Source organism: Verrucosispora sp. WMMD573 (assembly GCF_027497175.1).
Taxonomy (GTDB): Bacteria; Actinomycetota; Actinomycetes; order Mycobacteriales; family Micromonosporaceae; genus Micromonospora.
In genome coordinates, this window is record NZ_CP114901.1 from 287,777 (window position 1) to 308,873 (window position 21,097).

Below are 21,097 nucleotides of genomic sequence, written 5' to 3' on the forward strand. Positions count from 1 at the left end.
TCCCTCGCTGCGAATGAGTGTCTGCCTGCACCCTAGTCGGCGAGCCTGAACGATGGCTAAGTCACTCAGATGGTCAGCTCGGGTTCCTCCGGTGCGGTGGCCCGCTCCACCTCGATGCCCAGCGCCCGCAGGTCGGCCACGAAGTCGGGGTAGCCCCGGTCGACGTGGTGCACGTGCGACACCTCGGTCACCCCGTCGGCGCAGAGCCCGGCGATGATGAGCCCGGCGCCGGCCCGGATATCGGTCGCGCGTACCGGAGCGCCGGAGAGCCTATCCCGGCCACGCACCACCGCGTGGTGCCCGTCGGTCTTGATGTCCGCACCCAGCCGCATCATCTCGTTGGCGAACATGAACCGGCCGTCGAAGATGTTCTCGGTGATCAGCGACGCACCCTCGCTGAGCGCCGCGAGCCCGATCGCCATCGGCAGCAGATCGGTGGCGAAGCCCGGATAGGGAAGCGTCACCACGTCCACCGCCCGGGGCCGGTCGTCCAGGCGTACCCGGAAGCTGTCCGCATGGGTTTCCACCACGCCACCGGCCGTCACCAGCTTGTCGAGCGCGACCTCCAGGAAGGCGGGATCCAGGCCGGTCACGGTGACGTCGCCGCGGGTCATCGCGGCACCGAACGCCCAGGTGCCCGCGACGATCCGGTCCCCCACCGTGGCGTGCCGGACCGGACTCAGCCGGCGTACGCCGACGATGGTGATGGTCGAGGTGCCCTCCCCGTCGATCAGCGCGCCCATCCGCTGGAGCATCGTGCAGATGTCGACGATCTCGGGCTCACGGGCCGCGTTCTCGATCACGGTGGTGCCCTCGGCCAGCACCGCCGCCATGATGAGGTTCTCGGTCGCCCCGACGCTGGGAAAGTCCAGCACTATCTCCGCGCCCCGCAGCCCGTCAGGGGCCGAGGCGATCACGAAGCCGTGCTCGCCGGAGATGTCGGCACCCATCCGGGTCAGCCCGGAGATGTGCATGTCCAGACCCCGCGAGCCGATCGCGTCACCGCCCGGGTGGGCTACCCGCACGTACCCGCGTCGGGCCAGCAACGGCCCCAGCACGCAGATCGACGCCCGCAGCCGGCGTACCAGGTCGTAGTCGGCCTCGACGCCCGCCTGCTCCGGCACGTCGATGACGACCGACCGGGACCGGGCCACCCCACCGACCGCCACCATCGGGTCGACCGGGTCGTCGGCGTCGAACCGTACGCCGCAGCCGAGGCGGCGCAGCACCTCACCCATGATGGCGATGTCGGTGATCCGCGGCACGTTGGTGATCACCGTGCGGCCGGGAGCGAGCAGCGCGGCGGCCATCAGCTTGAGCGCCGAGTTCTTCGCACCGACCACGTGCACGGTGCCGGCGAGTCGGGCGCCGCCGCGTACCCGGATGACGTCGACGTCGGCGATCGCGGAATCACCGGCGTCACCCGGGCCGACGCCCGCAGGCCAACCCGTTCCGGCGTCCGGCCGGGCCGGGATCGTCAGGTCCGGTATCCGTAGGCTGTGCGTCATGGCCGTCCACCTCACGCGCATCTACACCAAGGCCGGCGATGCCGGCATGACCAGGCTGAGCAACAACGAGCAGGTGCCAAAGAACAATCCGCGGATCGCCGCGTACGCCGACGTCGACGAGTGCAACGCCGCGCTCGGCGTGGCACTCGCTCTGGGCCAGCTACCGGACGAACTTCGCACGGTGCTGGGGTCGATCCAGAACGACCTGTTCGACGTGGGCGCCGACCTGTCCACGCCTGTCGAACCGGATCCGAAGTACCCGCCGCTGCGGGTCACGGAGGGATACGTCGAGCGCCTTGAGGGCTGGTGCGACGAGTTCAACGCGCGCCTGAGCAAGCTCGACTCCTTCATCCTCCCCGGCGGCACCGCAGGCGCGGCGCTGCTGCACGCGGCGCGGACGATCGCCCGGCGCGCCGAGCGGTCGGCCTGGGCGCTCATCACCCATGACCCCGACCGGACCAGCCACCTCCCGGCAAAGTATCTCAACCGGCTGTCGGATCTGCTCTTTATCCTGTCAAGAACGGCAAATCCGGACGGAGACGTGCTATGGGTGCCGGGCGGAGGCCGATGACCTTCGGTGCACTGCACCACGTGGAGGTCTGGATACCCGACCTGAACGCCGCGATGCGTAGCTGGGGCTGGCTGCTCGGCGAGTTGGGCTGGACGTCGTTCCAGCAGTGGCCGGTCGGCCACTCCTGGCGACTCGGCCCGACCTACCTGGTGCTGGAGGCATCACCCGCGCTCACCGGCGGACGTCACGACCGGCTCGCCCCCGGCCTCAACCACCTGGCCTTCCACGCCGGCTCGGCCGCCGCCGTGGACCGGCTGGTCGAGCAGGCGCCGGCGTACGGCTGGGAGCTGCTCTTCGCCGACCGGCACCCGTACGCCAGCGGGCCCGACACGTACGCCGGGTATCTGGCGGACGGGCAGGGATACGAGGTGGAGTTGGTGGCTTCGGGCTGAACTCTCCCTGTGCGTTCGGGGGTGGTTGCGGTTGGGGGCTGGGGGGCCAGCGTCCGGGGTGGTTGCGGTTGAGGGCTGGGGGCTGCCGTGCCCGGCTCCGGGGTGGTCAGGCTTGATCCCTGCGCCGGGCACGGTCGCCCCCAGCCTGACCTGGTCCGCCTGCGCGCGAAGGTAGGCCAGCCGGCCCAGGATCCTGCTGTCTGCTGTCTGCTGTCTGTTGTTGCTGGATATGCCGCTGGCCGGCACCCGGGTATCGGGTGCCGGCCAGCGGTTCTTGCTCCCCCTGTGGAGGAATGTCTTCGGTTGTTGGCTGGTGGTGGTCAGCTGGTCCAGTGCTGGGCGACGAGGTCGGCGGCCTGCTGCTCCCACTGGGCGTAGTGGTCGGGGTAGGCCGACACCTGCACCGTCTGCGCGGCCTCGGTCAGGGGCATGTCCTGCCAGCCGTCGACCTGCTTGAGGGCCTTGAGGAAGGCCAGGGTCGAGTATTCGGGGTCGGTGATCTGCTCCACCGTGCCCCAGCCGCTTGAGGGGCGCTGCTGGAACAGGCCCTGCGAGTCGTGGTCGTTGCGGTCACCCAGGTGACCCAGGTTCTCCAGCTTCGACTCCTGCAGCGCGGTCGCGATCGACACCACCGCGGCCCGCTCGTCCATACCGGCCTTCTTCGTCGCCGCGATGATCGCCTTCACATTACCGACCTGCTCATCATTCAGCTCGATCGTCGACTGGTTGGACGGGACGCCGTGCGGCAGCAGCTTGCTGGCGTCCGGCTTGTCAGCCTGCACCACCGCGACCGCAACGGTCTTCACGGGGGTGGTGTCGGCGTGAGCGGCCACCGGACCGGCGAACAGACCACCGGTGAACGCCACACCCGCAATACCCAACACACTCTTCCGCAGCATCGTGTTCATGACAAAGCTCCATCCGGGGGTCGACGCACACCCGCACCGAGGGGGTCAGTCAGGCGTACGCAAGCACCAGAAAGGCGCTCAAGCTTTCAAGAGGGGGAAAAGATCTCCGGGACGCGGGGCCGATAGGGCCGCTTCGCATCGCCGGGACCATGTGTAACGACCACCGACCCGCCACCATTCCCGGGGGCCACCCGCGGCGGCGGGCAGTCGTTCACGGCCGTTCGGGAGTGTTCAACGACCCGCCGGCCCGCACCATTCCCGAGGCACGACCCGCCCCTGGCCGGCGATCGTCCTCACCCCTTCAGACCCGTCCAACACCCCCACCCCGCCACCCACTCCACCCCAACCGAACGCCCGGAACCCCATCCCAACCCCCAACAACCCGCAATCTTGGTCCGAAACCGCCCACCAGAGGGCAGAAACGCCCCAAGATCCACACCGAACGCCGACACCTCCGCCGACAAGGGTGTGGCCCACCACGCCGGGGCAGGGACCATTCCCAACCACCCGGAACCACACCCCACACCCAAACCCCCCACACCCCACACCCCACACCCCACAGCGTTGATCATGAGGTTAGCGGCAGATCTGGAGATCAAAAACGCCGCTAACCTCATGATCAACGAGGAGCGGCGGGGGTGTGGGGCTGGGGCTGTCAGGCGGCGGGCCAGTCTTGGGAGGCCATACGTGGCGAGACCGCCCCCGGAGGGGCGGCCTCAAGCCAGGAGAGAAACCCGGTGACGGTGGATCGTGCCATGGCGATCTCAACCGGGGCGTGTCGACTGGTACAGCGGAGAATGATCCAGTCGGCCGGCATGGACATTCGTTCCTGCCCCTCGGGCAGTCGCCGTCGTTCGACCGCCAGCCCTTCACGGGACAGCACCCGTTTGGGGCGTACGGCGAAACTGAACATCCGGTACCAGCGGAGTTCGTCGCCGACGAAGCGGCCGAAGCCGGGTGACCAGCCGCGGCCGTCGAGCATGGTGGAGGTCCGGACACTGAGCCGGATGATGCCTCCGCTACGGGTGACCAGAGCCCGCCGGATGAAGAGAAACAGGAACGCGCCGAGGAGCACGGCGACGCCGATTCCGACCCCTTCGACGATCTCCATCGGCGGGTCGGCTCAGTTGCCGGAGGCTGCGGAGGCCGGAGTGGCGGTCTCGGCCAGTACCGTCACGCCCTGCTCGCTGACCGAGAGGAAGCCGCCTGCCACGTCGTAGCTGAGCTGCTCACCCCCGGGAAGCTTGATGCGTACCTGGCCGGGCTCGGCGAGCTGGCCAAGCAGGGGCGCGTGCCCCGGCAGCACACCCAGCTCACCTTCGGTCGTCCGGGCCATGACCATCTCGGCCATGCCCGACCAGACCTTTTCCTCGACGGCCACGAGCTGGACGTTAAGCTGCTCTGCCACGCTGTCTCCTTGCTGAGGCGGCGGATTGGGGAAATTCTAGTCGCGCCCGGGACCTGTTCTTCAGGCGGGTGCCAAGACCCGCGCCACGATCAGCTCCGGTTCACCAGCTTCGGATGTTCGAGTAGGAACGGGTCCAACAGCTCCCGCTCCAGAGCGACGAAGAAGTCGTCCACCTCGGGCGCGAACTGTTCACCGAGGTACTTGCCGTTTTCCTTGATTCCGCCGCCCGGCAGCTTGATCATCTGGATGTTGCCGGGACGGATGTCCTTGAGGGCGACGGCGAAGTCGACCACGCTGTGCCCCCGGCCGCTGAAAATCAGCGACTCGCCAGCCGCACGGAGCACCTTGTCCAGCTTGACCGGGTTGGTCACCACGTCGGCGCTGAGTGCCTGACCCGCCATCGCCTTGACGAACTGCTGCTGGTGTCGCTGCCGGCCGTAGTCGCCGTCGGGGACACCGTTCTCCGGGTACCGCTGGCGGACGTAGTCCAGCGCCTGCCAACCGCTCAGGTGCTGCTTGCCCTTCGGGTAGACCGCCTGCGGCCCGACGTACCCGCCGCCGCCGGGTTTGCCCTGACGGTGCTTGCCGCTCGGCTCCCGGTGCTCCGAGCGGACTTCCCGCTCGATGTTCATCGTGACACCGCCCATGGCATCAACGATCTTCTGGAAGCCGGAGAAGTTGATGATCGCGCCCGCGTCGAACCGCTTGATGCCGGTGACCCGCTGCACGGTGAGGGCGAGCAACTCGAAGCCCTTCGCCGCGTCCGGCTTTCCGCCGGGCACCCGACTGCCGTACGACATAGCCGCGTTCAGCTTGGTGGTGTCGCCGGGGAAGTCGGCCTTCTCGAACGGCGGGATCTCCACGTAGAGGTCGCGCGGCAGGGAGAAGAGGTACGCGCGGTCCATCTCCTCCGGCACGTGCAGCACCATGATCGCGTCGGACAGCGGCGGAGTGTCCTTGTCGCGAGGGTCGATGCCGACCAGCAGGATGTTGAGCGGGCCCTTGATGTCGCTCTTGGGGGTGGCCGCACCGGCCGCCTGGTCGCCGAAGAGGTCCGCCTTGCCGACCGCGCCCTCGTAGCGGGCCATCAGCGCCTCCGCGCCCACCAGGCTGGTCCCGCTGAGCACCATCAGGACGACGCCGAAGATGGTGCAGAGCTGCGCCCAGCGGGGCACGCCCCGCCACACCGACGAGCGCCCACCGCGCTTGCCGCGTCTGCCGGCCTTACCCACAAGCATCTCCGTTCGTCGCGCCCCCCGGGGGAAGTACGGGCGCGCGGGGCCGAATGGTTTAACCAATCAACGCTCATCGGCGCATGAGCGTGGCTGTGCGGTGTCCCACGGCTTGCACCGCGCTGTGCCTTGACACAGCGCGGGTTGCCTTCCTGCACATCGCACCGACGGTATCTCGCGTTCGGCGTGATCGCCGAGCACGGGTCACCGGGCAGCGGCGATGGTACGTCGCAAAGATGAACAGAAGGCCGCCCCGGGGTTACCGGGGCGGCCTTCTTTTTTCGTGTCTTGCGGAGGTGCGAGGCGCGAAGGTCAGCCCTTCATCAGCTCGGCGGCCTTCTTCTCCAGGTCGTCGAGCCCACCGCACATGAAGAACGCCTGCTCGGGGAAGTGGTCGTACTCACCCTCGCTGATCTTGCGGAACGCCTCGATGGTCTCCTTGATCGGGACCGTCGAGCCCGGCACGCCGGTGAACTGCTCCGCCGCGTAGGTGTTCTGCGACAGGAAGCGCTCGATCCGCCGGGCCCGCTGGACCGTGATCTTGTCTTCCTCGGAGAGTTCCTCGATACCGAGGATGGCGATGATGTCCTGCAGGTCCTTGTAGCGCTGGAGGATCCGCTTCACCTCGCTGGCCACCTGGAAGTGCTCCTGGCCGACGAACTCGGGGGCCAGGATCCGCGACGAGGAGGCCAGCGGGTCCACCGCCGGGTAGATGCCCTTGTCTGAGATGGACCGCTCCAGGTTGGTGGTCGCGTCCAGGTGGGCGAACGTGGTGGCCGGCGCGGGGTCGGTGTAGTCGTCCGCCGGCACGTAGATCGCCTGCATCGAGGTGATGGCCTGGCCCCGAACGGAGGTGATCCGCTCCTGGAGCTCACCCATCTCGTCGGCCAGGGTCGGCTGGTAACCCACCGCGCTGGGCATCCGGCCGAGCAGGGTGGAGACCTCGGAACCGGCCTGGGTGAAGCGGAAGATGTTGTCGATGAAGAGCAGCACCTCCTGCTTCTTCACATCACGGAAGTACTCCGCCATGGTCAGCGCGGAAAGCGCGACCCGCAGCCGGGTGCCCGGCGGCTCGTCCATCTGGCCGTAGACCAGAGCGGTCTTGTCGATGACGCCGGAGTCGGTCATCTCGTGGATGAGGTCGTTGCCCTCACGGGTGCGCTCACCCACGCCGGCGAAGACCGAGGTACCACCGAAGTTACGGGCGACCCGGGTGATCATCTCCTGGATGAGCACCGTCTTGCCCACCCCGGCACCGCCGAACAGGCCGATCTTGCCGCCCTTGACGTACGGCGCGAGCAGGTCGATGACCTTGATGCCGGTCTCCAGCATCTCGGTCTTCGGCTCCAGGTCCGCGAAGGCCGGGGCCTTGCGGTGGATACCCCAGTGGTCGTCGGCCTGGATGGTCTCGCCCTCGGTGAGGTTGAGGCACTCGCCGATGGCGTTGAAGACGTGGCCCTTGACCGCGTCGCCGACCGGCACCTTGATCGGACCGCCGGTGTCCCGCACGTCGGCACCGCGCACCAGGCCGTCGGTCGGCTGCATCGAGATGGCGCGGACCAGGTTGTCACCCAGGTGCTGGGCGACCTCCAGGGTCAGCGTCTTCTCACCGCCGGACAGGGTCACGTCCACGTGCAGCGCGTTGAACAGGTCCGGCATGGCGTCGCGCGGGAACTCGGCGTCGACGACCGGGCCGATGACCCGGACCACACGACCCGTGGCCGTCTTGGTCTCGGCTGGTCCTCCAGCAGCAGTGGAAACAGTCATCACACTTCACTTCCCGACGCGGCCAGCGCGTTCGCGCCGCCGACGATCTCACTGATCTCCTGGGTGATCCCGGCCTGGCGGGCCGAGTTCATCTCACGCGTGTACTTGTCGATCATCTCTTCGGCGTTGTCGGTGGCGCTCTTCATCGCCCGTCGCCGGGCCGCCGACTCGCTGGCCGCCGACTCCAGCAACGCCGCGTAGATCCGCGTGTTGATGTACTTCGGCAGCAGCGCGTCGAGCAGCGCCTCCGCGTCCGGCTCGAACTCGTACGCCGGCAGCGCACCCTCCGACCGGGGCCGTTCCTCGATCTGCAACGGCCCGATGATGCGGGTGATCGGGTTCTGGGTCATCAGGGACTTGAACTCGGTGTAGACGATGTGCAACTCGTCCACTCCGCGTACCCCGTCCGGGCCCGGATCGCCGTCGCTGTCGTCCGCACCGGCGGTGAACGCCTTGATCAGGGTCTCACCGACCTCGCGGGCGTCGGCGAAGGACGGCTGCTCCGAAAAGCCCGTCCAACTCGCCTCGATCGGCCGGTTGCGGAACCGGTAGAACGACACGCCCTTGCGTCCGATGACGTAGAGCACCGGCTCCTTGCCGTCGGCCTTGAGCCGGGCGATCAGCGACTCCGCCGTCCGGATGGCGTTGGAGCTGTAGCCACCGGCCAGGCCGCGGTCGGAGGTCACCAGCAGCACGCCCGCCCGCCGCACCCGCTCGCGCGGGGTGAGCAGCGGGTGGTCGACCGAGGCGTTGGACGCCAGCGCGGTGAGCACGCCGGTGACGGCCTGGGCGTACGGCAGGGACGCCTCCACCCGGGCCTGGGCCTTGGCGATCCGGCTCGTCGCCACGAGCTCCATCGCCTTGGTGATCTTCTTCATCCCCTTCGCCGAGCGGATCCGTTGACGAAGAACACGTACCTGCGCCGCCATGGCCCGGCCCTACTGCTTCTCGGCCGGAGCCTCGCCGCTGTAGCGGGTGACCGTCTCGTGCTCGGCCTCGCCCTCCAGCGGCGCCGCCGGCGCCTCGTTGATCGTGCGCTCGTCCTCGCGACCGAGGAAGCCCTGCTTGAACTCCACGACCGCCGAGTCGAGGGTGGCGATGATGTCGTCGTCCCACTTGTTGTCGGCGATCGCCTGGAGCGTGGCGTTGTGCTTGCGCCGCAGGTGCTCCAGGAACTGGGTCTCGAAGCGCCGCACGTCACCGACCGGGACGTCGTCCAGCTTGCCCTCGGTGCCGGCCCAGACGGCCACCACCTGCTCCTGCACCGGGTACGGCGAGTAGTTCGGCTGCTTGAGCAGCTCCACCAGCCGGGCACCGCGGTCCAGCTGGGCGCGGGAGGCCTTGTCCAGGTCGGAGGCGAAGGCGGCGAACGCCTCCAGCTCACGGAACTGGGCGAGGTTGAGCCGCAGCGAACCGGAGACCTTCTTCATCGGCTTCACCTGGGCGGCGCCGCCGACCCGGGAGACCGAGGTACCGACGTTGATCGCCGGCCGGACGCCCTGGTTGAAAAGGTCGGTCTCCAGGAAGATCTGACCGTCGGTGATCGAGATGACGTTGGTCGGGATGAAGGCCGAGATGTCGTTGGCCTTGGTCTCGATGATCGGCAGGCCGGTCATCGAGCCGCCACCCATCTCGTCGGAGAGCTTCGCGCAGCGCTCCAGCAGCCGGGAGTGCAGGTAGAAGACGTCACCCGGGTACGCCTCGCGGCCCGGCGGGCGACGCAGCAGCAGCGACACGGCCCGGTACGCCTCGGCCTGCTTGCTCAGGTCGTCGAAGACCACGAGCACGTGCTTGCCGCCGTACATCCAGTGCTGGCCGATCGACGAGCCGGTGTAGGGGGCGAGGTACTTGAAGCCGGCCGGGTCCGACGCCGGGGAGGCGACGATCGTGGTGTACTCCATCGCGCCCGCCTCCTCAAGGATGCCCTTGATGCCGGCGATGGTGGAGGCCTTCTGGCCGATGGCGACGTAGATGCAGCGGACCTGCTTCTTCGGGTCGCCGGAGGCCCAGTTCTCCCGCTGGTTGAGGATGGTGTCCAGCGCGACGGTGGTCTTGCCGGTCTTCCGGTCACCGATGATCAGCTGCCGCTGGCCCCGACCGATCGGGGTCATCGCGTCGATGGCCTTGATGCCGGTCTGCATCGGCTCGGAGACGGACTGCCGGGCCATCACGTTGGGCGCCTGCAGCTCCAGCTCGCGGTAGCCCTCGTCGGCGATCTCGCCGAGGCCGTCGATCGGCTGGCCGAGCGCGTTGACCACGCGGCCCAGGAAGGCGTCGCCGACCGGCACCGAGAGCACCCGGCCGGTGCGCTTGACGCGCTGCCCCTCCTCCAGCCCGGAGTAGTCGCCGAGGACGACGACACCGATCTCCCGGACGTCGAGGTTCAGCGCCACGCCGAGCGTGCCGTCCTCGAACTCCAGCAGCTCGTTGGTCATGGTCGAGGGCAGGCCCTCGACGTGGGCGATGCCGTCGCCGGTGTCGGCGACGGTGCCGACCTCCTCACGGGAGACGTCGGGCGAGTAGGAGGAGACGTAGCGCTCCAGGGCGCCGCGGATCTCCTCCGTCGAGATGGTCAGCTCGGCCATCCTCTGCTTCCTTAAGTATCAGGGCCCGGGATACCTAGTACCGACCGGTCCTCGGGTCGACTGTCTTTCCGGGCGCTTCGCGCGGTGCTGGTCAGCGCTTCGCGAGCGCGTTGCGGGTCTCGTTGAGGCGGCGCAGGATCGTCCCGTCGTAGAGGTCCGAACCCACCCGTACGCTCACTCCACCGAGGATCGTCGGGTCAACCGTAAGCTTGACAGCAACCTGTCGATCGTATATGGCGGATAGCCGATCGCCCAGGCGCCGCTCCTCCTCCTCGGTGAGCGGTGCGGCAACCGTCACGTACGCGACCTGCCGGTCCCGCCGCTCCGCCGCCAGCTCCACCAGCCGGGAGAGCGCGGCGGTGAACGACCGACCACCGAAGCCGGCCAGCGCCGCCTCCGCCAGCCGCACCGTCACCGGCCGGGCCTTGCCCGTCAGCAGCATCCCGACCAGCTCGGCCCGCTGCGCCACCGGCGCCATCGGGTCGGACAGGGCGTTCGACAGCTGCGGGTCCGCCGCGACCACCTGGCCGAAGCGGAACAGCTCGTCCTCCACCTCGCCCAACTCGTCGGCGCGGTCCGCACTGGCCAGCAGCGCCTGCACGCCGAGACCCTCCGCGCCGTCGAGCAGTTCCGACGGCGCGGACCAGCGGCCGGCGACCAGGGTGCCGAGCAGGTCGAGCGTGTCCGCACCGACCTTGCCGGAGAGCACCGAGGTCAGCAGGCCGGCGCGGTCCGCACCCTCACGGGCCGGGTCGGAGAGCGCCCGGCGCAGCCGGACCTCCCGCCGCAGCAGGTCCGCGACGGCGAGCAGTTCCGCACCGGTGCCGGCCACGGTCGTCGGCTCGGCGCCGGCGACGTACTCCTCCAGCCGCGCGAGCGCGGCGGCGTAGGACTCCCGGCTGGCGGCCTGCATCAGCGGGCCCCCGCGCTCTCGAGATCGGTGAGGAACCGCTCGACGGTGCCCTTACGGCGGGCCTCGTCGGCGAGCGACTCGCCCACGATCCGGCTGGCCAGGTCGACCGCGAGGCCGCCGACCTCCGCGCGCAGCTCGCGCACGATGGTCTGGCGCTCCACGGCCAGCGACTCCCGGCCGGCGGCGATGATCCGGTCGGACTCCTCCCGGGCCTTGGCCAGGATCTCCGTCCGGATCGACTCGGCGTCGGCGCGGGCGTCGTCCCGGATCCGGGCCGCCTCGGTACGCACCTCGGCGAGCTGGGCCCGGTACTGCTCCAGCAGCTGGTTGGCCTCGGCCTGAGCGGCCTCGGCACGCTTGAGGCCGCCCTCGATCGCGTCGACCCGCGCCTGGTACATCGCCTCCATGCGCGGCATCACGAACTTGAGCAGCACGAAGCAGAGCAGGGCGAAGGCGATCGTCCCGACGACGAGCTCCTGCCAGATCGGCACGAGCGGGTGGTGCTCTACACCTTCAGCGGCGACATACATGTCAGACCTCCGGGTCGCGTCGGGCTACGTCAGACTGCGAACGCGAGCACCAGGCCGAACAGGGCGAGCGCCTCGACCAGCGCGAAGCCCAGGACCAGCCAGGTGCGGTTGTAGCCGGCGGACTCCGGCTGGCGGGCGCTGGCCTGGATGTAGGCCGCGAAGACCAGGGCGACACCGATGCCGGGGCCGATGGCGGCGAGACCGTAACCGATGGTGTTGACGCTGCCCTCGATGGCGGCAATAACGTCCATTGCGGGTATTCCTCCTAGTAGACGCGTGAGTCCTCACGCGTACGCGGTCGTACCGGAAGCTTGGTCGGGCCGGGCGGCCCGCCGAGGTCTGTGGGTCAGTGCCCGTCGGCGAGCGACGTGCCGATGTAGTTGGCGGTCAGGGTGACGAAGACGTATGCCTGCAACAGCGCGACGAGCACCTCGAAGAAGGCCATCAGGATCGCCATCAGGAACGAGAAGACCGACGTCACCTGGACGAAGATGTTGTCCGAGGCGAGCATCACGAAGCCGCCGACGGTGAACACCAGCAGGATCAGGTGCCCGGCGAACATGTTGGCGAAGAGTCGTACCGCCAGGGTGACCGGCCGGTTGATGAAGTTCTGCAGGAACTCGATCGGAATCAGCAGGAAGTGCATCGGCCACGGCACACCGGGAATGATCAGGCTCTGCTTGAGGTAGCGGCCCAGACCCTGCTTGCGGACACCGATGTAGAGGTACATCACGTAGGTGATCGCGGCCAGCACGATCGGGAAGGCGATGTGCGAGTTCGGGGAGATCTGCAACCCGGGGGTGACGCCGAAGAGGTTCGTCACCGCGATGAAGCAGAACAGCACGGTGAAGTAGGGCGCGAACCGGATGCCGTCCTTGCCCATCTGCTCGCGGGCGATGTTGTCCCGGACCAGGCCGTAGATCGACTCCGCGTACCACTGGCCCTTGCTCGGCACCAGCTTCGGGTTCCGGTAGGTGGCCATGAAGAAGATGATCAGAAGCCCGACGGCCAGCCAGATCATCAGCGTGAACTTCGTGACCCACGGGCCGGCGAGATCCGGCAGGTAGAAGTCATCGACCTTGGGGGGCCAGGGCAGGCCCTCTGCGGCGATAAACTGTCCGCTCACCGTGTCATCCTCCGCACTCGACAGACCCGCGCGTGCCGGCACTCAGGCACTGAGCCTCTTCATGATCAGGTAGATCGCTCCGGCTGCGCCGAGCATCATGCCGACGGCGATTCCGACGCCGGTCGGCAGGCCCAGGAACTCCCCCGCCAACCAGCCGAGGAATCCCCACACCACGATGCCGGCGAGCAGGTAGCCGAGGACGGCTCCGGCGACACCTTCCGACGAGTGTTCGTCGGGGCTTCTGCGGTGTGGGTTGTCGGCCATGACGAGGCGAACACTATCAGCCGGGTGTTTCGCGAGTGTGCGGCACCCCCCACACTGCGAGCAGCGTGCGGGCGGCGAATGCGGCGCGTCAAGCCGGGGTTAGCCTACTCCTGTCCGGCCAGCCGGACAGGCCGACGAAACGCCGGGGAAACTCCAGCCGTACGGTCAGTGATTCGACGATCGGTCCACGCTGGGCAGCGGGGAACGCAACGCCCAGGTCAGGTGGGCACCGGTCCACACCAGCACGGCCGCGATGATGGCCGCACCCATGTCCGGCAGGCCCGGCCAGCCGGTGGCCGCCACGGCCGCCATCGCCACCCCCAGGATGACGATCTTCGTGGCGTAGGTGACCAACCCCACCGACATGATCAGTCGCGGGTGGACGGCGTCCGCCCAGGCCACCGAGAGACCCGAGATGAGGTAGCTGACGATCACCAGGGCGATGCCGGCGGCCACCCCGGCCGCACCGGTCGGGCCGCGCAGCACGGCGGCGGCCGGTACCGCGACCACAGCCAGCGCGGCACAGGCCAGCAACGGCAGGCGCAGGTACGGCAGCCGGGCCCGGATGGCACCGGGCTCCCCGGCCCGGGGCGCGGTCGCCGGGGGTACGCCGGGTCCGCCCGTAGGGTGCGCGCTCATCGGGGGTACGCCGGAAACTCGGCGGCCAGTTCGGCCACGTCGGCGGCGATCCGGGTCAGCTCGTCGGCGCCACCCGGGGCGGACGGATCCGTCCGCACCGCTCGGGCGATCAACCCGGCGACCTGACGCATCTGCGCCTCCCTCATGCCCTGTGTGGTGACGCCTGGCGTGCCCACCCGGATTCCGGAGGCGACGAACGGTTTCTGCGGGTCGTACGGGATCGCGTTCTTGTTCAACGTGATGGTCGCGGCGTCGCACCGCGCCTCCGCCTCGGCGCCGGTCACCCCGGTCCCCCGCAGGTCGATCAGGGCCAGGTGGGTGTCGGTGCCGCCGGAGACCGGCCGCATCCCCTCGGCCGCGAGCCCGTCGGCGAGCGCCCGAGCGTTGGCCACCACCTGCGCGGCGTAACTGCGGTACGCCGGCTGCGCCGCCTCGTGCAGCGCGACCGCCTTGGCCGCCACGGCGTGCATCAGCGGACCGCCCTGGGTGAACGGGAAGACCGCCTTGTCGATCCGCTCGGCCAGCGACTCCCGGCAGAGGATCATGCCCCCGCGCGGGCCGCGCAGCACCTTGTGGGTGGTCGCGCAGATCACGTCGGCGTACGGCACCGGCGACGGGATCGCCTGCCCGGCTACCAGCCCGATGAAGTGCGCGGCGTCCACCATCAGGTACGCGCCCACCTCGTCGGCGATCTCCCGGAACCGGGCGAAGTCGATAAGCCGTGGGTACGCGGTCGCCCCACATATGATCATCTTCGGCTGGTGGGTACGGGCGAGATCCCGCACCTCGTCGTAGTCGATCAGCTCGGTGTCCCGTTCGACGGTGTAGCCGACGGGCTTGAACCACCGGCCGGAGAAGTTCACCCGACTGCCGTGGGTCAGGTGCCCGCCGTGCGGCAGCTCCATCGCCAGCACCGTGTCACCCGGCTGCACCAGGGCGGCGTACGCGGCCAGGTTGGCGCTCGCGCCGGAGTGCGGCTGGAGGTTGGCGTGCTCGGCGCCGAAAAGGTCCTTCGCCCGGGCGATGCCGAGTTCCTCGGCCCGGTCCACCTGCGCGCAGCCGCCGTAGTAGCGCCGGCCCGGATAGCCCTCGGCGTACTTGTTGGTGAGCGTGGACCCCAGCGCGGCCAGCACCGCGGGCGAGGTGAGGTTCTCGCTGGCGATCAGTTGCAGCCCGCCGCGCAGCCGGTCCAGCTCGCCCAGCACCACCTCCGCGATCTCCGGGTCGGCCGTGCTGAGCTGCTCGAAGTCCGGCCCCCAGAAGGTGCCCTCGGCGGTCTCCACAGCGCCAGAGTCTATGAGACCGCAGACTGGAGGCGTGAGATGCCTGGTGACCGGAGCGACCGGATACATCGGCGGGCGCCTGGCGCCGCGCCTGCTGGACGAGGGATACCCGGTGCGCTGCCTGGCGCGGCGGGCCAATCGGCTGCGCGACGTGCCGTGGGCCTCGCAGGTCGAGGTGGTCGAGGGTGACCTGAGCCGGCCGGAGAGCCTCGCCGGGGTCTTCGACGGCGTCGACGTGGCGTACTACCTGGTGCACTCGCTCGGTCAGGCCGGCTTCGAGGCCGCCGACCGGCAGGCCGCGACGACCTTCGCCGAGGCGGCCCGCGCCGCGGGCGTACGCCGGATCGTCTACCTGGGCGGACCGGAGCCGGCACCCGGCGACGTCGCCTCGGCGCACCTGCGTTCCCGCGCCGAGGTGGCCCGGATCCTGCTGGACAGTGGCGTGCCCACGGTGGTGCTGCGGGCGGCGGTGATCCTCGGCTCCGGCTCGGCGTCGTTCGAGATGTTGCGCTACCTGACCGAGCGGCTGCCGGTGATGGTCACCCCGCGCTGGGTCAGCAACCGGATCCAGCCGATCGCGGTCCGCGACGTGCTGTACTACCTGGTCGGCAGCGCCGGACTGCCGCCGGAGGTCAACCGGGCCTTCGACATCGCCGGTCCGGACGTGCTGACCTTCGGCGACATGATGCAGCGCTACGCCCGGGTCGCCGGGCTCTCCCGCCGGCTCCTGCTGCCGATCCGGCCGCTGACGCCCACCCTGTCGTCGTACTGGGTGGGTCTGGTCACCCCGGTGCCGAACGCGCTCGCCCGGCCGCTGGTGGAGAGCCTGGTACACGAGGCGGTCGCGCACGAGCACGACATCGCGACGTACCTGCCGGACCCGGCGGGCGGACTCACCGGTTTCGACCGGGCCGTCGAGTTGGCGCTGACCAAGGTACGTGGCGCCCAGGTGGAGACCCGCTGGTCGACCGCCGCCGGTGCGGACGCGCCCGCCGAGCCGCTGCCCAGCGACCCGCACTGGAGCGGCGGCACCGCCTACACCGACCTGCGGGAGCAGACGGTGACGGCGCCGCCGGAGGCGTTGTGGCGAGTGATCGAGGGGGTCGGCGGAGAGAACGGCTGGTACTCGTTCCCGCTCGCCTGGTCCGTGCGCGGCTGGTTGGACCGGCTGGTCGGCGGGGTGGGGCTGCGGCGGGGCCGCCGTAACCCGCACCGGCTGCAAATTGGCGAGGCACTCGACTTCTGGCGGGTGGAGGAGATCATCCCCGGCGAACTGCTGCGGCTGCGCGCCGAGATGCGGCTGCCCGGCCGGGCCTGGCTGGAGATGCGGGTGCAACAGGACGACACCGGTCAGGTCAGCTACCGGCAGCGGGCGGTCTTCCTGCCCCGAGGACTGGCCGGGCACGCTTACTGGGCTGCGGTGACCCCGTTCCACGCCGTGGTCTTCGGCGGGATGGCCCGCAACATCGCCGAGGGCGCCGAGCGGTTGGCGGCAGCCGCCCCGGCCCACGGACCGGCCGCCGGCTGAGGCGGTCAGTTGCCGGTGCGTTGCCCGGTGACCCGCCAGGCGGTCATTTCGCTCGGCGGCACGAAGTCGCGGACCGGCTCGTCGCGCAGGGCGTAGGAGAGGATCTCGCCGACCGCCTCCACCATGGCGGTCTGCACCGCGCGCCCGACGCCGTCGCGCGGCTCGTCGGGGTTGGCTGCCATCGCCGCCACCGCCAGCTGCGGGGTGAGCGCCACGACGGTCTCCGTGGCGTACCGCTCGGAACTGCCCGTCTTGCCCACCACCGGGCGGCCGAGCTGACCGCGCAGCCCGGTCGCCGTGCCACCGGCACAGCCCTGGTACATGGACTGGTCGCCGACCGGGCAGCGGGCCGCGTCCGCCGCCGCCCGGGCCACGTCGACGTCGAGCACCTGCCGGCAGTCCGGCTGCCCGGCGGCCACCCGGCGGCCGTCCGCGTCGCTGATCGAGCTGACCGGCGTGGGCGCGCACCAGGTGCCCTCCGCGCCCAGCGTCGCGTACGCGCCGGCCAGATCGAGCGGGGTGGTCGCGGACACGCCCAGGGTGAACGGCCCCCACTCACGTGCCCCGTGCCGGGCCAGCCGGGCGTCGTCGTCGGCCCGGAACACGATGCCGAGTCGTTCGGCCATCTCCACCACCCGGTCCGCGCCGACCCGCTCGGTGAGCCAGGCGAAGTACGTGTTGACCGAGTCACCGAAGGCGGTCCACATGTCGTGCCGGCCGCTCACCGAGGCGCTGGCGTTCTCCGGGCACCAGTACCCGCCGCAGTTCGCCTCGCTGCCGCTGACCCGGAAGTCGGTCACGATCCGCCGGGGCGCGTCGAAGACGGTGTTCAGCGGCAGCCCGGCCTCCAGCGCGGCCAGCATGGTGAAGAGCTTGAACGTGGAGCCGGCCTGGTAACCGACGATGGTGCCGCCGCCGGCGACGAGTTGGTTGACGGTGTTGGGGTGGTTCTGCTGTCCACCCGGGTTCGCGGTCACGCTGAAGACCCGGTTGACCGACATGGCGAGCACCCGCCCGGTGCCGGGTTGGACCACCGCGGTCGGCATGGCGTGTGGGTGCTCCGCCGGATAGACCCGCCGCACCTGTTCGGTGGTGGCCCGCTGCACGCCGGGGTCGAGTGAGGAAACGATGCTGAACCCACCCCGACGCAGGGTGCGCTGCCGCTCGTCGACGCTGGCGCCGAACGCCTTCTGACTGTTCCACCAGCGGGTGAACCAGTCGCAGAAGAATCCCCAGTCGTTGTGTCCCTCGGGCACCGCGGTGCAGTCGTTCGGGGTCTCGCTGGGCCGCAGGGCCAACGGCTGGGCGGCGATCCGGGTCGCCTCCTCCGGCGCGGCCACGCCCGACTCGACCATCCGGTCCAGCACGTAACCGCGCCGGGCGGTCGCGCTGTCGGCGTCCCCGTTGATCGGGTCGTCAGTGTGCGGGGAGCGGACCAGCCCGGCCAGCAGCGCCGCCTGGGCCAGCGTGAGCTTCGCCGGTGAGGTGGAGAAGTACCGTTTGCTGGCGGCGGCGATGCCGTACGCGCCGGCACCGAAGTACGCGATGTTGAGGTAGCGGGTCAGGATCTGTTCCTTGGTCAGCTCCCGCTCCAACGCCAGGGCGTACCGGATCTCCTGGACCTTACGGCCGGTGCTCACCTCGGTGGCCGCCGCCCGTTGCGCCTCGCTGAGCCGAGGGTCGGTGCTCAGCACGTTGCGGACGTACTGCATGGTCAGCGTGGAGGCGCCCTGCCGGGTGGCGCCGTCTCGCCGGTTGGCGGTGAAGGCTCGCACGATGCCCCGCAGGTCCACGCCGCTGTGCTCGTGGAAGCGGGCGTCCTCGGCGGCGATGATGGCCTGCCGCATCACCGGCGCCACCTCGTCCAGCGGCACATCGACCCGGTCCTCCTGGTAGAAGGAGGTGATCAGGGTGGTGCCGTCGTTGGCGTAGAGGTTGGATCGTTGCGCGGTCGGCGGCGTCCGCAGCGTGTTCGGCAGCTCCGCGTAGGGCGCGGAGAGGGCCGAGAATCCGATGCCGAACACCAGCGCGGCCGGCAACGCCGCCACCGCCAGCGCCAGGCCGGCCAGCGTGCCGGCCAGCAGTACGGTGAACATCTTCGGCAGGAACGCCCGGGTCATCAGCTCTCCCCGCAGGAGCCGTCAGGACTCCCTCAGGATGGCGCTAATCGCCCTTTCTGCCGCGCCTTTCCTCAAACCCGGATGAAATTCGCCGATCAGGGGAGCAGCAGCGCGGCGAGCGGCTGCACCGTCTCCTCGATCTCGTCGGCCACCCGGGTGAAGCACTGGTCACCGCGCCCCCACGGGTCGTCGAGGTCGTCGGTGGGCAACGCGGCGGCGCCTTCACGGGCGCCGTGCGCCGCCTCGACCAGCGCCACGCCACGGGCGTGCACCGCGTCGGCGGTGGCCTCGGCCGTCGGCAACGCGGCCGGATCGAGGGCGGCCAGCAGCCGGCCGAACTCGCCGAGCACGAACGTGCGGGCGGCGGCGTCCGGCCGCAACGCGGTCACGTACTCCTGCTGGTCGGCGGTGGCGGTCAGGACCAGGTCGGCGGCGTCGATGTGATCGGAGCGCAGCTTGCGGGCGGTGAACCCGGCGACGTTGCCGCCCCGGTTGGTGACCTGCCGGGCGGCCGGCGGGTTCATCTCCTCACCGGCGTGCCAACCACCGGTGCCCGCGCTGTGGCTGTGCAGCAGCTCCTCGATCCGGTCCGGATCGACCTCGCGCCGGGCCAGCCGGTCGGCCACGGCGAGGGTGAGCAGCCGCTCGGCCATCGGCGAACGGCAGATGTTGCCCATGCAGACGTGCAGGACGGTGAAGGGGGGCACCTACGCCACCTGGCTCTCACGCAGTTCCGGTACCACCTCACGCAGCCGAGCCAGGTCGATCGCGCCCGACCGGACGAGCAGCGGCTCGTCGCCGGTCAGATCCACGATCGTGCTGGGCACCGGATCCACTGCCGGCCCCGCCTCCAGGTAGGCCCGGACCGAGTAGGCGAGCTGGTCGCGGGCCTGGTCAGCAGTGAGCGCGGCCGGTTGGCCGATCTTGTTGGCCGAGGCGACAGCCATCGGCCCCGTCTCCCGCAGCACCTCCAGCGCCACCGGGTGCAGCGGCATGCGCACCGCCACCGTGCCGCTGTCGTCGCCGAGATCCCACCGCAGGCTCGCCGAGTGCTTGACCAGGATGGTCAGCGCACCCGGCCAGAACGCCTCGACCAGGTCCCGCGCCGCCGTCGGCAGGGTGTAGGCCAGGCCGTCGAGGGTGTGCCGGGAGCCGATCAGCACCGGTGGCGGGGTGTGCGGGACACCCTTGGCGTCCAGCAGCGCCTTGACCGCGTACGGGGTGAACGCGTCCGCGCCGATCCCGTAGACCGTGTCGGTCGGCAGGACGACCAGCTCGCCGTTGCGGACCGCCTCGATGGCCGCGGCGATGCCGCGGTCCCGGTCGGCGAGCGATCGGCAGTCGTAGAGCATCACGAGGAGCCAGTCTGCCACGTCGCGGCCGCGCCGGGTGGCGGGCGGTCCGCGAGACGGGACGCCGTGACGAAGCGCGGCCGGTCGGCGAGGTCGCGGTGGCCGACGACCATGGCGTACCGACCGTCGGCGGCGAGCAGACCCGGCAACACCACGCCGTGACTGTCGTCGTGCTCGATGCCGAGGACACCGCCGGGACGCAGCAGGAAGCCCGCGCGGTCGATCACCCGACGGATGACGTCCAGCCCGTCCGCCCCACCGAACACGGCCTCCGCCGGGTCGTGGTCGGCGACCTCCGGGGGTACGGCCACGGCGAGCGGGACGTACGGCGGGTTGCACAGCAGCACGTCCACCCGGCCCGTCAACTCGTCCAACAGGGCCGGATCGGTGGCGTCCGCCGACACCACCTCGATCGGCCGATCACCGGCGGCGGCCCGGGCCGCCGCGTTGCGCCGCAACCACGACAGCGCCTCCGGCGAGCGTTCCACCGCCACCACCCGGGCCTGCGGCACCTCGGACGCCACCGAGAGGGCGATCGCGCCGGACCCACTGCACAGATCCACCACCAGCGGCTCCGGCCGCCCGTCGGCCCGCGCGGCCGTTGCGGCCTGGTCGACGCCCCAGCCGGCGAGCAGTTCGGTCTCCGGGCGCGGCACGAAGACGCCCGGCCCGACGGCCAACTCCAGGTGCCGGAAGCCGGCGGTGCCGGTGAGATACTGCAACGGTTCCCGTCGCGACCGGCGGGCCACCAGCGCGCGGTAACCGTCAAGTTGCTCGTCGGTGAACCCGTCCGCCAGGGCCAACCGTCCGCGAGGGACCTCAAGCACGTACGCGGCCAACAGCTCTGCCTCCACGCGGGCCGAGGTCACGCCGGCGGTGGCGAGGGTACGAGCCGCTTCGGCGAGTACGGGCGCCGGACGGATACGTCTCGTCCCTTCGGACGGGTGTTGCGGTGCGCTGGTCACGCAATA

General features: G+C 70.1%; 22 protein-coding genes. 3 read left to right on the forward strand and 19 right to left on the reverse strand.

Features of this window, described 5'->3' with window-relative positions; genetic code table 11:
* Positions 1 to 65: 65 nt before the first annotated feature.
* Positions 66 to 1,508, reverse strand: a complete 1,443-nt coding sequence (gene murA / locus O7601_RS01360) for a UDP-N-acetylglucosamine 1-carboxyvinyltransferase (RefSeq protein WP_281564496.1) — start codon at positions 1,506 to 1,508, stop codon at positions 66 to 68.
* Here murA and O7601_RS01365 point away from each other — a divergent pair.
* Together O7601_RS01365 and O7601_RS01370 are read left to right on the forward strand one after the other, a co-directional pair.
* A complete protein-coding gene (locus tag O7601_RS01365) occupies positions 1,507 to 2,079 on the forward strand; it encodes a cob(I)yrinic acid a,c-diamide adenosyltransferase (protein ID WP_281564497.1) in 573 nt (190 codons plus the stop codon). The genes murA and O7601_RS01365 overlap by 2 nt on opposite strands.
* Positions 2,076 to 2,471 (forward strand): VOC family protein, encoded by a 396-nt coding sequence (locus O7601_RS01370; RefSeq protein WP_281564498.1) that lies wholly within the window; start codon positions 2,076 to 2,078, stop codon positions 2,469 to 2,471. Before O7601_RS01365 ends, O7601_RS01370 begins: the two co-directional genes overlap by 4 nt.
* 320 nt (positions 2,472 to 2,791) lie before the next feature.
* Here O7601_RS01370 and O7601_RS01375 read toward each other — a convergent pair whose 3' ends face one another.
* The 14 genes from O7601_RS01375 to glyA form a co-directional block, all read right to left on the reverse strand.
* Positions 2,792 to 3,379 (reverse strand): hypothetical protein, encoded by a 588-nt coding sequence (locus O7601_RS01375; RefSeq protein WP_281564499.1) that lies wholly within the window; start codon positions 3,377 to 3,379, stop codon positions 2,792 to 2,794.
* A 655-nt stretch (positions 3,380 to 4,034) separates the two neighbouring features.
* Complete coding sequence (locus tag O7601_RS01380; protein WP_093405446.1) at positions 4,035 to 4,490, reverse strand: DUF2550 domain-containing protein; 456 nt, start codon at positions 4,488 to 4,490, stop codon at positions 4,035 to 4,037.
* 12 nt (positions 4,491 to 4,502) lie between these two features.
* Complete coding sequence (locus O7601_RS01385; RefSeq protein ID WP_281564500.1) at positions 4,503 to 4,787, reverse strand: F0F1 ATP synthase subunit epsilon; 285 nt, start codon at positions 4,785 to 4,787, stop codon at positions 4,503 to 4,505.
* Positions 4,788 to 4,876: 89 nt separating this feature from the next.
* A complete protein-coding gene (locus O7601_RS01390) occupies positions 4,877 to 6,025 on the reverse strand; it encodes an LCP family protein (protein ID WP_281564501.1) in 1,149 nt (382 codons plus the stop codon).
* A 306-nt stretch (positions 6,026 to 6,331) separates the two neighbouring features.
* Positions 6,332 to 7,789 (reverse strand): F0F1 ATP synthase subunit beta, encoded by a 1,458-nt coding sequence (gene atpD, locus O7601_RS01395; protein ID WP_269738055.1) that lies wholly within the window; start codon positions 7,787 to 7,789, stop codon positions 6,332 to 6,334.
* Positions 7,786 to 8,715, reverse strand: a complete 930-nt coding sequence (locus O7601_RS01400) for a F0F1 ATP synthase subunit gamma (protein WP_281564502.1) — start codon at positions 8,713 to 8,715, stop codon at positions 7,786 to 7,788. Before O7601_RS01400 ends, atpD begins: the two co-directional genes overlap by 4 nt.
* Positions 8,716 to 8,724: 9 nt before the next feature.
* Positions 8,725 to 10,371, reverse strand: coding sequence for a F0F1 ATP synthase subunit alpha (atpA, locus tag O7601_RS01405; protein WP_281564503.1), 1,647 nt, complete (start codon positions 10,369 to 10,371; stop codon positions 8,725 to 8,727).
* Between the two features lie 91 nt (positions 10,372 to 10,462).
* Positions 10,463 to 11,284 carry a F0F1 ATP synthase subunit delta gene (locus O7601_RS01410; RefSeq protein ID WP_281564504.1) on the reverse strand — a complete coding sequence of 274 codons (822 nt, stop codon included), beginning with the start codon at positions 11,282 to 11,284 and terminating at the stop codon, positions 10,463 to 10,465.
* On the reverse strand, positions 11,284 to 11,814 hold the full coding sequence (locus tag O7601_RS01415) for a F0F1 ATP synthase subunit B (RefSeq protein ID WP_099850104.1): 531 nt from the start codon (positions 11,812 to 11,814) through the stop codon (positions 11,284 to 11,286). Before O7601_RS01415 ends, O7601_RS01410 begins: the two co-directional genes overlap by 1 nt.
* Positions 11,815 to 11,843: 29 nt before the next feature.
* Positions 11,844 to 12,065 (reverse strand): ATP synthase F0 subunit C, encoded by a 222-nt coding sequence (gene atpE, locus O7601_RS01420; RefSeq protein ID WP_013735640.1) that lies wholly within the window; start codon positions 12,063 to 12,065, stop codon positions 11,844 to 11,846.
* A 95-nt stretch (positions 12,066 to 12,160) separates the two neighbouring features.
* Entirely contained in the window at positions 12,161 to 12,982 is an 822-nt protein-coding gene (atpB, locus tag O7601_RS01425; RefSeq protein ID WP_281564505.1) for a F0F1 ATP synthase subunit A, read from the reverse strand.
* Positions 12,983 to 13,204: a hypothetical protein gene (locus O7601_RS01430; protein ID WP_093405421.1), complete on the reverse strand. Its 222-nt coding sequence runs from the start codon at positions 13,202 to 13,204 to the stop codon at positions 12,983 to 12,985. It lies immediately after the preceding gene.
* Positions 13,205 to 13,369: 165 nt separating this feature from the next.
* Positions 13,370 to 13,843: a hypothetical protein gene (locus tag O7601_RS01435; protein ID WP_281564506.1), complete on the reverse strand. Its 474-nt coding sequence runs from the start codon at positions 13,841 to 13,843 to the stop codon at positions 13,370 to 13,372.
* Entirely contained in the window at positions 13,840 to 15,126 is a 1,287-nt protein-coding gene (gene glyA, locus O7601_RS01440) for a serine hydroxymethyltransferase (protein ID WP_281564507.1), read from the reverse strand. Before glyA ends, O7601_RS01435 begins: the two co-directional genes overlap by 4 nt.
* Positions 15,127 to 15,160: 34 nt before the next feature.
* On the opposite strand from glyA, the gene O7601_RS01445 reads away from it, so the two are divergent.
* On the forward strand, positions 15,161 to 16,654 hold the full coding sequence (locus tag O7601_RS01445) for an SDR family oxidoreductase (RefSeq protein WP_281564508.1): 1,494 nt from the start codon (positions 15,161 to 15,163) through the stop codon (positions 16,652 to 16,654).
* A 5-nt stretch (positions 16,655 to 16,659) separates the two neighbouring features.
* Here O7601_RS01445 and O7601_RS01450 read toward each other — a convergent pair whose 3' ends face one another.
* The 4 genes from O7601_RS01450 to prmC all read right to left on the reverse strand — a co-directional run bounded on the left by O7601_RS01450 (position 16,660) and on the right by prmC (position 21,091).
* Positions 16,660 to 18,774: a transglycosylase domain-containing protein gene (locus O7601_RS01450; protein WP_281564509.1), complete on the reverse strand. Its 2,115-nt coding sequence runs from the start codon at positions 18,772 to 18,774 to the stop codon at positions 16,660 to 16,662.
* 95 nt (positions 18,775 to 18,869) lie between these two features.
* The gene (locus tag O7601_RS01455) at positions 18,870 to 19,481 is read right to left on the reverse strand and encodes a phosphotyrosine protein phosphatase (protein WP_281564510.1); all 612 of its coding nucleotides are present in this window, start codon (positions 19,479 to 19,481) and stop codon (positions 18,870 to 18,872) included.
* Positions 19,482 to 20,126, reverse strand: a complete 645-nt coding sequence (locus O7601_RS01460; protein ID WP_281566755.1) for an L-threonylcarbamoyladenylate synthase — start codon at positions 20,124 to 20,126, stop codon at positions 19,482 to 19,484. It lies immediately after the preceding gene.
* Positions 20,126 to 21,091, reverse strand: a complete 966-nt coding sequence (prmC, locus tag O7601_RS01465; RefSeq protein WP_281564511.1) for a peptide chain release factor N(5)-glutamine methyltransferase — start codon at positions 21,089 to 21,091, stop codon at positions 20,126 to 20,128. The genes O7601_RS01460 and prmC overlap by 1 nt, the downstream gene beginning before the upstream one ends.
* Positions 21,092 to 21,097 lie beyond the last annotated feature (6 nt).